Origin of the sequence: Microbacterium bandirmense (assembly GCF_037204185.1) — a bacterium.
Classification (GTDB): Bacteria; Actinomycetota; Actinomycetes; order Actinomycetales; family Microbacteriaceae; genus Microbacterium; species Microbacterium bandirmense.
In genome coordinates, this window is sequence record NZ_JBBDGM010000007.1 from 93,057 (window position 1) to 105,160 (window position 12,104).

The 12,104-nt window shown below is 69.6% G+C and carries 8 protein-coding genes; 7 read left to right on the forward strand and 1 reads right to left on the reverse strand.

Going from position 1 to position 12,104, the window contains the following annotated elements:
• The first annotated feature begins 11 nt into the window (after positions 1-11).
• The 5 genes from WDU99_RS09855 (at position 12) to WDU99_RS09875 (ending at position 9,490) form a co-directional block, all read left to right on the forward strand.
• The gene (locus tag WDU99_RS09855) at positions 12-4,736 is read left to right on the forward strand and encodes an ATP-dependent helicase (RefSeq protein WP_337332278.1); all 4,725 of its coding nucleotides are present in this window, start codon (positions 12-14) and stop codon (positions 4,734-4,736) included.
• Positions 4,737-4,792: 56 nt separating this feature from the next.
• Entirely contained in the window at positions 4,793-5,617 is an 825-nt protein-coding gene (locus tag WDU99_RS09860) for an EI24 domain-containing protein (RefSeq protein ID WP_337332279.1), read from the forward strand.
• Position 5,618: 1 nt separating this feature from the next.
• Positions 5,619-6,392, forward strand: coding sequence for a DNA-formamidopyrimidine glycosylase family protein (locus WDU99_RS09865; protein ID WP_337332280.1), 774 nt, complete (start codon positions 5,619-5,621; stop codon positions 6,390-6,392).
• A gap of 80 nt (positions 6,393-6,472) precedes the next feature.
• On the forward strand, positions 6,473-6,880 hold the full coding sequence (locus WDU99_RS09870; protein ID WP_337332281.1) for a transferase: 408 nt from the start codon (positions 6,473-6,475) through the stop codon (positions 6,878-6,880).
• 273 nt (positions 6,881-7,153) lie between these two features.
• On the forward strand, positions 7,154-9,490 hold the full coding sequence (locus tag WDU99_RS09875; protein WP_337332282.1) for a M9 family metallopeptidase: 2,337 nt from the start codon (positions 7,154-7,156) through the stop codon (positions 9,488-9,490).
• Positions 9,491-9,524: 34 nt separating this feature from the next.
• Here WDU99_RS09875 and WDU99_RS09880 read toward each other — a convergent pair whose 3' ends face one another.
• Complete coding sequence (locus WDU99_RS09880; protein ID WP_337332283.1) at positions 9,525-10,358, reverse strand: helix-turn-helix transcriptional regulator; 834 nt, start codon at positions 10,356-10,358, stop codon at positions 9,525-9,527.
• 175 nt (positions 10,359-10,533) lie between these two features.
• Here WDU99_RS09880 and WDU99_RS09885 point away from each other — a divergent pair, with 175 nt between their 5' ends.
• The gene (locus WDU99_RS09885) at positions 10,534-11,211 is read left to right on the forward strand and encodes a helix-turn-helix transcriptional regulator (protein WP_337332284.1); all 678 of its coding nucleotides are present in this window, start codon (positions 10,534-10,536) and stop codon (positions 11,209-11,211) included.
• A gap of 71 nt (positions 11,212-11,282) precedes the next feature.
• Positions 11,283-12,014 (forward strand): LysR substrate-binding domain-containing protein, encoded by a 732-nt coding sequence (locus tag WDU99_RS09890; protein WP_337332285.1) that lies wholly within the window; start codon positions 11,283-11,285, stop codon positions 12,012-12,014.
• Positions 12,015-12,104 lie beyond the last annotated feature (90 nt).

A 12,104-nucleotide genomic window follows, 5' to 3' on the forward strand; every position in this document is an offset into this window, starting at 1 on the left:
AAGATAACAGGATGAGCGATGTGCTCGATCGGTTCACCCCCGCGACGCAGGACTGGTTCCGGGGTGCGTTCGACGCGCCCACTGCCGCGCAGGAGGGCGCGTGGCGGGCTGTGTCGGCCGGGCGCAGCGCGCTGGTCGTCGCCCCGACAGGGTCGGGCAAGACGCTGTCCGCGTTCCTGTGGGCGATCGACAGTGTGTTCCGTGAGCGTTCGGTGCCGTCTGCGACGGAGAAGTCGGATGCTGTCGCCGAGACGCCCCGCACGCGCATCCTCTACATCTCACCGCTGAAGGCGCTGGGCGTCGACGTCGAGCGCAACCTGCGCTCCCCTCTGGTCGGCATCGGACAGTCCGCGCGAAGGCTGGGTCTCGATGTGCCCGAGATCACGGTCGGCGTCCGGTCCGGCGACACGACGTCCAGCGATCGGCGGAAGCTGGTCACCGCACCGCCCGACATCCTGATCACCACCCCCGAGTCGCTGTACCTCATGCTCACCAGCCGCGCCGGTGAGACGCTGCGCGGGGTGCACACGGTGATCATCGACGAGGTGCACGCGGTCGCCGCGACCAAGCGCGGAGCGCACCTCGCCGTGAGCCTGGAGCGGCTGGATGCCCTGCGTGCCGCTCACGGTGCGGGATCCCCCGCTCAGCGGATCGGACTGTCGGCGACCGTGCGTCCGATCGACGAGGTGGCCCGGTTCCTCGGCGGCTCGGCGCCCGTCGAGATCGTCGCGCCCCGCGCGGTGAAGACCTTCGAGCTCGACGTGGTCGTGCCGATGGACGACATGCGCAACCCTCCCCCGCCACCCGGCCCTTCGACGGGCTCAGGGACCCACTCTGCTTCCGAAGAGCCGGCCGAGTACACGGAAGTCACCGGCTCGGTCTGGCCGCATGTCGAGGAGGCGATCGTCGACCGGGTGCTCGAGAACCGCTCGACCATCGTGTTCGCCAACTCCCGCCGCCTCGCAGAGCGGCTGACGGGCCGGTTGAATGAGATCTATTCCGAGCGCAACGACCTCCCGCTGCCCCCGCCCGGCAGTCCCCCGGCGGCCCGGGCCCCTGCGGCCGTGGCCCCGGGCGGCGCGGATGCGCCGTCTGGAGGAGCCGCAGGGATGGCGCAGGCCGGCTCCACGGCCGGCGCCGACGCCGTGCTCGCCAAGGCGCACCACGGCTCGGTGTCGAAGGAGCAGCGCGCCCAGGTCGAGGACGAGCTGAAATCGGGCATCCTGCGCTGCGTCGTCGCGACCAGCAGCCTCGAGCTCGGCATCGACATGGGCGCGGTCGACCTGGTGATCCAGGTCGAGGCACCGCCGTCGGCGGCGTCGGGCCTGCAGCGGGTGGGCCGCGCTGGCCATCAGGTCGGTGAGGTGAGCCGGGCATCCCTCTTCCCGAAGCATCGCGGCGACGTGCTGCACACCGCGATCGTCACCGAGCGGATGCTGGCGGGTCAGATCGAGGCGATCGCCGTGCCGCGGAATCCGCTCGACATCCTCGCGCAGCAGACCATCGCCGCGTGCGCGCTCGAGCCGATCGACGTCGAGAACTGGTTCGAGACGGTGCGACGCAGCGCCCCGTTCCAGACGCTGCCGCGTTCCGCGTACGAGGCGACGCTCGACCTGCTCGCCGGTCGGTTCCCGTCCGAGGAGTTCGCCGAGCTGCGTCCGCGGCTGGTGTGGGACCGCGATGCCGGCACTCTCACCGGGCGGCCCGGCGCGCAGCGCATCGCGGTCACCAGTGGCGGGACGATCCCCGACCGCGGTCTGTTCGGAGTCTTCGTGGCCGGCGAGTCGACCGGTGCCAGGGTGGGTGAGCTCGACGAGGAGATGGTCTACGAGTCGCGCGTGGGCGACGTCTTCACCCTCGGCACCACCAGCTGGCGGATCGCCGAGATCACCCATGACCGCGTTAACGTGCTCCCGGCCTACGGACAGCCCGGCAAGGTGCCGTTCTGGCACGGCGACGGCATCGGCCGGCCATACGAGCTCGGCGAGGCCCTGGGGCGCTTCTCGCGCGAGGTGTCGACCGCCCAGCCTGCGAAGGCGCAGCAGCGACTGATCGAGGCCGGGCTGGACGAGAGCGCGAGGGCGAATCTGCTCAGCCACCTCGCCGAGCAGCGCGAAGCGACCGGCACCCTGCCGACCGACCGCACGCTGACCGTGGAGCGCGGGCACGACGAGGTCGGCGACTGGCGGGTGATCCTGCATTCCCCGTACGGCATGAAGGTGCACGCGCCGTGGGCGCTGGCGGTCAACGCGCGAGTGCGCGAGCGTCTCGGCGTCGAGGGGTCGGCCGTCGCGAGCGACGACGGCATCATCGTGCGGATACCGGATGCCGACGCCGAGCCGCCCGGCGCCGAGCTGTTCTTCTTCGATGCCGATGAACTCGAGCAGATCGTCACCGACGAGGTCGGCGGGTCGGCACTGTTCGCCTCGCGGTTCCGCGAGTGCGCAGCCAGAGCGCTGCTGATGCCGCGGATGAATCCCAACAAGCGCACACCCCTGTGGCAGCAGCGGCAGCGGTCCGCCCAGCTGCTGGAGGTCGCGCGGCGGTATCCGACGTTCCCGATCATCCTCGAGACCTTGCGCGAGGTGCTGCAGGACGTCTACGACCTGCCGTCGCTGCGCGGACTCATCACCGACATCGGCGAGCGCCGCATCCGCCTCGTCGAGACCGAGCCCGCTCAGCCCTCGCCGTTCGCCCGCGATCTGCTGTTCGGCTACGTCGGTGCGTTCATGTACGAGGGCGACTCGCCACTGGCCGAGCGGCGCGCGGCAGCGCTGTCGGTGGATCCGTCACTGCTGGGCGAGCTGCTCGGCACGGTCGAGATGCGCGAGCTGCTCGACCCCGATGTGATCGCGCAGTTCGAGCGCGAGGCGCAGCGACTGGATCCGCAGCGCCGCACGCACGGGCTCGAGGGCATCGCCGACCTGCTGCGTCAACTCGGCCCGCTGGACGCGGCCGAGGTCGCCGCTCGCCTTGAACCTCCCCCTGTCGTTGAGCGAGCGCAGCGAGACGAAACGCCAGCTGCGGCATCGGCGCCGACCGCACTGGCATCCACGCTGCTCGCCGAACTCGTCACCGCCCGCCGCGTCATCCCCGTCACCATCGCCGGGCACGCGCGCTTCGCGGTAATCGAGGACGCGGGACGCCTGCGCGATGCACTGGGCGCAGCGCTGCCCCCGGGCATCCCCGTCGCCTTCCTCGAACCCGTCGCCGACCCGCTCGGCGATCTCGTCTCGCGGCACGCGCGCACGCACGGCCCCTTTACCACCGCCGCTGTCGCCGAGCGGTTCGGCATCGGCACCGCTGTCGCCACGCACACGCTGCAGCGGCTGGAGTCGGCCGGGCGGCTGACGAGCGGGTACTTCCTGCCTGCCGCTGATTCGGATCCAAGTGGCGCGCAGGAATGGTGCGACACCGAGGTGCTGCGCAGGCTGCGGATGCGCTCGCTCGCCGCCATCCGCGGCAGCGTCGAGCCGGTCAGCCCTCAGGCATACGCGCGGTTCCTGCCGGACTGGCAGCACCTCACCCGACCCTTGGAGGGCATCGACGGGGTGCTCACCGTGATCGAGCAGTTCGCCGGCGTGCCGATTCCGGCGAGCGCCTGGGAGTCGCTCGTGCTGCCCGGGCGTGTGCGCGACTACACGCTGGCGCTGCTCGACGAGCTGACGGCCGCGGGTGGGGTCGTCTGGGCGGGGCACGGCGCGCTGCCAGGTCGTGACGGCTGGGTGTCGCTGCATCCGACGGATCTCGCGCCGTTCACTCTCCCGATTCCCGACGAGTCTCCGGCGGCCGGCTCGCTCGAGGAGAAGGTGCTCGACGCGCTGCGACTGAGCGGCGCATCTTTCGCCGAAGCGCTGCGGACATTGACGGATGCCGACAACACCCAATCCGTACTCGAGGCGCTCTGGTCGCTCACCTGGCAGGGACGCATCACGAACGACACGTTCTCCCCCGTGCGCGCGCTGCTCGCCGGCGGCTCACAGGCCCACAAGTCGACCCGCCGTGCGCCGCGCACCCGCACATACCGCGGCATCTCCCTGGCGCGGCCGGCGGGGCGACCGTCATCGACCGGTTTCGGGGGACGCTGGGCGGTGCTCCCGGAGACCGAGTCGGATGCTGCGCGCCGCGCGACCGTCACGGCGGGCCTGCTGCTCGATCGGTACGGAGTCGTGACTCGAGGCGCTGTGCAGGCGGAAGGCGTGCCGGGCGGTTTCGCCCAGGCGTACCGCGTGCTCGCCGGCTTCGAAGAGGCCGGGCACGCCCGTCGCGGGTACGTGATCGAGAAGCTCGGGGCCGCCCAGTTCGCAGCATCCACCACCGTCGACCGCTTGCGCACCTTCGCGGGCCTCGCCGACCCTCCCCCGCGGCGCGCGCTCACCCTCGCCGCGACCGACCCCGCGAACCCCTACGGCGCAGCGCTCGCCTGGCCGCGGCTCGACGAGGTCTCCCATCGCCCGGGCCGCAAGGCCGGCGGGCTGGTCGTGCTCGTCGACGGCGAGCTGGTGCTGTATCTCGAGCGCGGCGGACGCACCGTGCTGGCGTTCGACGACGATCCCGAGGTGCTGCGCGCGGCAGCAACCGATCTCGTCGCGACCTCCCGCGCCCGCCGACTCGAGACCCTCACCGTCGAGAAGATCAACGGTTCCGGCGTCTACGGCACCCCTTTCGCGAACGCCCTGCAGGACGCCGGCTTCGTGCCCACCCCGCGCGGCTACGCCCTGCGCAAGGCGATCTGATGGCACGACCCACTCCGAATAGCATGGACTGAGCACGGCATCAGATTGGCATCCTCTTGATCACTGAGTTCATCACCGGCATCCGATTCCTCGGGCGAGGTTTCGGCTACTGGAAGAAGCGCCCAGGACTGATGACGCTGGGGCTCGTGCCGGGTCTCATCGCCCTCATCCTGCTGGCCGCAGCGGTCATTCCGCTGTTGCTCTCGCTCGGTGTGATCGCCGACTGGGTCACCCCGTTCGCCGACGGCTGGGATCCGTTCTGGCGCAGCTCGCTGCGGGTCGCCGTGGGCATCGTCATCGCAGTCGCCGCGCTGGTGCTCGCCGGAGTGGTGTTCACGGCCCTGACGCTGCTGATCGGCGATCCGTTCTACCAGCGCATCTGGCGTGCCGTCGAGACCGATCTGGGCGGCGAGGTGCCCGAGGGCGACGGCGGGTTCCTGGTCGCGCTCGGCGAGAGCATCCGCCTCATCGCGCTGGGCGCACTCGTCGCCCTGCTCGCCCTCGTACTCGGGCTCATCCCGCTCGTCGGCGCCGTCGTCGCGACCGCGACGAGTGTGCTTCTCACCGGCCGCCTGCTCGCCCGCGAGCTCACCGGCCGCGCACTGAACGCCCGCGACATGACGACCTACGACCGCTCGCAGCTGTTCGCCGCGCACCGGGGTCGTCTGCTGGGCTTCGGCACCGCGACACAGCTGTGCTTCATGGTGCCACTGGGGGCGGTGTTCATCATGCCGACCGCCGTCGTCGGGGCCACGCTGCTCTCGCGAGATCTCCTCGACCGCGCGCACCCCGCGCCGCCGGCGGCGGCGACCCCCTGCCCGCCTGCCGCCGGAGCGACACCGACGCCGCTGCCTCCACCGCCGTCAGCCGGGCCACGCTGACATGCCCGAGGGCGACACCGTCTTCCGCACCGCGAAGCGGCTCGATGCCGCGCTGCGTGGGAATCCGGTGACCCGCTTCGAGCTGCGCGTGCCGCGTGCCGCGACGGTCGATCTGGCCGGACAGACCGTGCACGACGTCGTCCCGCGCGGCAAGCATCTGCTGATGCGGATCGGCGAGTGGACGGTTCATTCCCATCTGCGCATGGACGGCGCCTGGCTGCTCTACTACCCGGGTGAGAAATGGCGGCATCCGGCGTTCCGAGTCCGCGCGATCGTCGCCACCGACACGGCCGAAGCGGTCGGCGTCGACATCGCCGAGGTGACGGTGGTCGCGACCCGAGACGAACACGAGCTGGTCGGCCACCTGGGCCCCGACCCGCTCGCGGAGGACTGGGACGCCGTCGAGGCGACCCGCCGAGTGAGCGCCGATGGACGCAGCATCCATGTCGCCCTGCTCGACCAGCGCAACGTCTCCGGCTTCGGCAACGAGTACGCGGCTGAACTGCTGTTCCTGCGCGGAATCCTGCCCGAGACGCCGGCCGCCGAGGTCGACGTCCCGGCGCTGCTCAATCTGGGCGCGCGCACGATCCGCGCCAACCGCGACCGGCCCGATCGCACCTTCACCGGGCAGACCGGCCGGGGCCGCACGGACTGGGTGTACGGGCGAGCGCAGCGCCCGTGTCGTCGCTGCGGAACGCCGATCCGCACGGGGTCGATCGGCGCCGATCCGACACGCAAGCGCATCACGTTCTGGTGCCCGATCTGCCAGCACTAGCGGTCATCCCGCTCCGGGAATGAAATGCGGTGCGCGGTGGTTGTAGATGTATCGGGACTACCCCGGGAACGGGAGGAATCGTGGGTAAGAACTACATCGATATCGAGGACGACCAGGGCGCGACGCTGCGGTACCGCAAGCACGTGAACGGCCGTGGACTCGTCGCGCACGGCGCGAAGGTGAATCCGAAGGCCTTCGTGGAGGTCGGTGCCTATATCGAACCCGGAGCGCACGTCGCCGCGGGTGCGCGCATCGCACGCGGCGCGTGGATCGAACCGGATGCCGTCATCGGCGAGAACGCCCGGATCGACGCGCACGCGCACATCGGCCCCGGTGCCGCCGTCGGCGACAACGCCTGGATCGGCGTGCGCACCGAGATCGGCGCCGGCGCGCGCGTGGCACGCGGCACGCGCATCGGACACGACGAGATCGTGGCGCCCGGTCTGACGGTGATCACCGACCAGAAGGGCCTCTGGCTGGCGGCCTGAACGCCAGAAGTCTCATGAAACGCCCTCCGGTTCCGGAGGGCGTTTTCTGCTGTCTGAGCCCGCATTTGGCGGCTTCACGACACGCATCCGCCCGGAGGCGATGACGCTTTTCGGACGTTGAACAGGCATTTCCCGCCGTGCCACAGTGACGGCGGGAGGCGGCTGCGATGTGGCCCGCCGATCGCGGACCGACACGTCGGCATGCCTTCTCCCTGACGAGCGCTCCATGCCAGGAGCGTCTTGAAGATCTCCGATCGGCAGGAAGAAGAACAGATGACATCCCGCATGATGCACCGAGGGGCGACGATGCTCCTCAGCGTCGCGGTCTGCGCAGGGCTCGTCCTCGCAGTCCCGACAGCCGCCGCCGGCAGCGCGCCCACGGCTGCCTCCCCGACAGCCGATGAGACGGCACCGCCCTACATCTCCGGACTGGTGAGCCCCGAGAGCGACGAGCTCGCACCTGCGCTGCCACCGATCTCGGCGAACACCGATGCGCTGCGCACGGGTGCCGGCGAAGACGAGGCCGCACCCGAGCGGCCGTCCATGCAGCAGCGATCCGCATCGAAGAACCTGCGCGCAGCGGCCGCCACCTGTACGACGGCGGACTTCGCCCAGGCCTCCAGCGCCTCGGTGGCCGACCTCGTCACGGCGAGCACCACCGACTGCGTGAACACGCTGTTCTCGGTCACCGGCACGCAGGCTGCGGCCGTCTTCAGCGAGGCGAAGATGGTCGCCGTCGCGAACACCCTGAAGTCGGCCGCGCAGTCGTACACCGGCGACAACTCGGCATCGACCACCCAGCTCGTGCTGTTCCTGCGCGCCGGGTACTACGTGCAGTACTACGACTCGAACGTGCCGGACTTCGGCACCGCGCTGCGCACCGCCGTCAGCGGTGCCCTGGACACGTTCTTCGGCAACCCGCGCTCGCAGGACGTCACTGACGCGAACGGCGAGACGCTGTCCGAAGCGGTCACACTGATCGACAGTGCCGAGCTCAACGACCGGTACATCCATGTCGTGAAGCGACTGCTCACCGACTACGACTCGAGCTACGACTCATCGTGGTGGATGCTCAACGCCGTCAACGGCACGTTCACCGTGCTGTTCCGCGGGCATCAGGTGCCGGCCTTCGTCGACGCCGTCGCCGCGGACGGATCGCTGCTGGTCACGCTGCGGGACTTCGCCCTCGGTCACACTGACCTGCTCAGCGGTCAGAACGCCTACCTGGTGACGAACGCCGGGCGTGAACTCGGCCGCTTCCTCGGCGACGCGCAGGTGAAGGCCGTCGTGAAGCCGCACGTGAAGTCGGTGCTCGACCAGACCTCGCTCGACGGACCCGCATCGGGTCTGTGGGTCGCAGTCGCCCAGATGGCGGACTGGTACGACGCCTCGGAGTGCAGCTACTACGGCACCTGCAACCTGCAGGAGCGCATCGAAGCGCACGTGCTGCCCACCACGCACGTGTGCAGCCAGAGCATCACGATCCGCGCGCAGGACATGAACGCCGAAGAGCTCTCCGACAGCTGCGACAGCCTCAATGCGCAGGACGCGTACTTCCACTCCGTGGCGAAGGACGACGGTCCCGTGCCGGACGATGTGAACACCACGATCGAGGTCGTCGTGTTCGACTCGAGCGATGACTATCAGTCGTATGCCGGCAGCCTGTACGGCATCGACACCAACAACGGCGGCATGTACCTCGAGGGCGACCCCTCTCAGGTCGGCAACATCGCGCGCTTCATCGCCTACGAAGCCGATTGGCTGCGACCGGAGTTCGCCATCTGGAACCTGAACCACGAGTACACCCACTACCTCGACGGTCGCTTCAACATGCACGGCGACTTCGCTGAGAACATGACCACGCCGACGATCTGGTGGGTAGAGGGCTTCGCCGAGTACATCTCGTACCACTACCGTGATCTTCCGTACACGGCGGCCCAGGAGCTCGCCGCGACAGGACAGTACACACTGAGTGAGCTGTTCGACACCACATACGACCACGACACCGACCGCATCTACCGCTGGGGCTATCTCGCCGTGAGCTTCATGCTCAACCAGCATCCGAATGAGATGCAGACCGTGCTCGGCGACTATCGTTCCGGCAACTGGAGCTCTGCCCGCAACTACCTGAAGAACAGCATCGGCACCGCGTACGATGCCGAGTTCGCGGACTTCCTCACGCGCTGCGCGCAGGGCGACTGCTCCGATGACCTGGGTGGTGGCACTCCCGACCCGGGTCCGGATCCGGATCCCGACCCGGGCGAGAACACCTGGGAGGTGCCGGTCTGCGACGATGCGGACGCGCGCCTGCTCGGGCAGGCCTGCGGTCGCATGCAGATGTCCGCTGAGCAGGGAGACTCGCGATACCTGCTGGTGTGGATCCCCGAGGGCACCGACCGGCTGACGGTCACCTCAGGCGGCGGGCTCGGTGACGCCGACCTGTACGTGAGCCACTCCGGATGGGCGAGCCCGCAGAGTCACACCGGACGATCGACAAACGCGGGCAACAGCGAGCAGGTCATCATCGAATGGCCCGCTTCGGGGTGGAACTACATCACGCTGCACGGAGTCGAGGACTTCTCGAACGTCAGCGTGGTCAGTCACTACTGACACCACCGCACCGAGCACCCCTCGGGTGCGACGATCACCGCGGCGCGGGTTCCGGCGAGAGCATGCCGGAGCCCGCGCTGCCGGCATGATCGGCGTCGCGTGCCAGGTTCGGAAGCAGGCGGCCGACACGCAGGCCGAGCTGGAACCTGCCGCGGGCGCCGAGCCGCAGCTGGATCGTCTGGATCTGCCGCTGCACCGTGCGAGTGCTCAGCCCGAGCGAACGGGCGATGCTCGCATCTGTGCGCCCCATCACGAGGTACTTCAGCAGCTCGATCTGCTCGCCGGTGAGCACCCCCACCGCGTCGAGGCGCTGCTCGGTGACCGGGAGTGCGCGCGTCCAGATCGTCTCGAACATGTCGCGCACGTGGCCCACCGCCACCGGGTGCGTGGTGTGGAATCCGAGGTGCTCGGCCGCGGGGTAGCCCTTCGCGATGACGAGCGCCTCTTCGCCGTCGCGGATCAGCACTCGGCACGGCACGTGATCCGAGACCCGGGCGTTCTCACCCTGCTCGATCGCGCTCAGGGTCGCCTCGAGATGCGCGTCCTGATCGAAGATGTCGGTGGAGTACGCGACGCGGTACCTCACACCGGTGGCGAGTGCCCTGGACTGCGAGGGGCTCTGCCCGAGCGTGTCGTCACAGTAATCCCCGTTGTCGAGCGCGTCGATCGACCGGACAGCCGCGAGCTGGAGCGCGCCGAACAGACGGGTCATCTCCTCCTGCCGGACGATGGCAGTGCCCAGCGGCTCGCCATCTGGCGGCACGGTCGGGCCCGACGGCCGTCTCGAGTTCGCGGTGCCCGGGCCGTCGGCGGCACGGGCTGTGCGGATGAGAGCTTCCAGTCGATCGGTCAGTTCAGCAACATCCATCGGCACGCCTTCGTCTGTGGAGTGTCTGCAGACTATCCCGCACGGCTGGCGCACCCGCCCGCTATGACGGCTTTACGACAGCGGCGAGACCCTTCACCTCAGAGCAGCCCACGTTCGGATCGCTGAAGACGCAGAATCGAACTCTAAGTGAGAGTACGCTCTTCATTAGAAAATCATGGGCATCAGCGAACGCGCGACCGGCATCGGCGCGCTTGCCGACGAGACGCGGCGAGCGCTGTACGAGTTCGTCGCCGCGCAGCCGGGACCGACCGGCCGTGATGCCGCCGCGAAGGCGACCGGGATCCCCGTGCACATGGCACGCTTCCACCTCGACAAGCTCGTCGAGGTGGGTCTGCTCGAGACCGAGTTCCGCCGGCTCAGCGGGCGCACCGGTCCGGGTGCCGGGCGCCCTTCCAAGCTCTACAGCCGCGTCTCGGGCACCGTCAGCGTCTCGCTGCCGGAGCGCCGGTACGACCTGGTCGGTCATCTGCTCGCCGGCGCGATCGAATGCGCCGCCGACGGGATGCCATTGTCGGATGCTGTCGATCAGGTCGCCCGCGAAGAAGGGCGCCGCATCGCAGCATCCGCTCCTGTGGGCGATGACGGAGGCGACAGCATCACCCGCGTCGCCACTGTGCTCGACGCGCACGGCTACGAGCCCCGACGCGAAGGTGCCGCGCTCGCGCTCGCGAACTGCCCGTTCGACTCGCTCGCCCGCGACCACACGCAGTTGGTGTGCTCGGCGAATCTGTCGCTGATCGACGGCATCCTCGACGGCCTCGGCTGCGACGGGTTGTGTGCGCATGCTGAGCCGCACGAAGGACAGTGCTGTGTGGCGGTGCGACGGGCCTGAGCCGAACAGCCTGCTGCAGGGAGACTCACCTGTCCCGGGCACCCGGACTCGGCTGCCGCTACGCTGAACCGATGAGCAATGACCGGCGTCGCCCCGCCCGCGCGGGCCGAGCCCGACCGGCCAAACCGGCGCACAAGAAGGCGCAGGCCAAGAACGCGAAGCACAAGAAGGCACCCGCCAAACGCTTCGACGAACCGAAGCCGGCGCCTGAGGAGCCGCGTACGTTCCGGCTCGGGGTCATCCCCGGCGCGACGCCCGGCAAGTGGGTGGACGCCTGGAAGCAGCGGATGCCGCACGTCGAGATCGAGCTGGTGCCGCTGACCGTCGCCGGGCAGCGCGATCGACTCACCGAGCTCGATGCCGCGATCGTGCGCCTGCCGATCGAGCGACCCGACGATCTGCATGTGATCCCGCTGTACGAGGAGGTGCCGGTCGTCGTGGCTGCCGCGGACTCGCATCTGATGGCCGCCGACGAACTGGCATCCGATGACCTCGCGGGCGAGGTGCTGATCACCCCGGCCGATGACGTGCTCGGCCCGCTCGACCTGCCGACCGTCGAGCCGGGTTTCGCGCGGCTCGGCACCACTGAGGACGCCATCGCGACTGCCGCGACCGGCGCGGGAATCGTCATCGTGCCGATGTCGCTGGCGCGCCTGCACCACCGCAAGGACGCCGACTACCGGGTGCTCGCAGACGGCCCCGTCTCACCTGTCGCCCTCGCGTGGCGCCGCGATGCGACCACGCCCGATGTCGAGACTTTCGTCGGCATCGTGCGCGGCCGCACCGCGAACTCCTCGCGCTGACGCTCGCGCAGCACCGCCGAGACCCCCACGTAGCGTCGAGACCCCCAGCTGTGGGCGGCCACAGCTGGGGGTCTCGACGGCAGGTGGGGG

Coding starts and splice junctions, on each gene's coding strand:
- WDU99_RS09885 (WP_337332284.1), top strand. CDS start 10,534: ATGGGCATCAGCGAACGCGCGACCGGCATCGGCGCGCTTGCCGACGAG.
- WDU99_RS09855 (WP_337332278.1), top strand. CDS start 12: ATGAGCGATGTGCTCGATCGGTTCACCCCCGCGACGCAGGACTGGTTC.
- WDU99_RS09865 (WP_337332280.1), top strand. CDS start 5,619: ATGCCCGAGGGCGACACCGTCTTCCGCACCGCGAAGCGGCTCGATGCC.
- WDU99_RS09880 (WP_337332283.1), bottom strand. CDS start 10,358: ATGGATGTTGCTGAACTGACCGATCGACTGGAAGCTCTCATCCGCACA.
- WDU99_RS09890 (WP_337332285.1), top strand. CDS start 11,283: ATGAGCAATGACCGGCGTCGCCCCGCCCGCGCGGGCCGAGCCCGACCG.
- WDU99_RS09875 (WP_337332282.1), top strand. CDS start 7,154: ATGACATCCCGCATGATGCACCGAGGGGCGACGATGCTCCTCAGCGTC.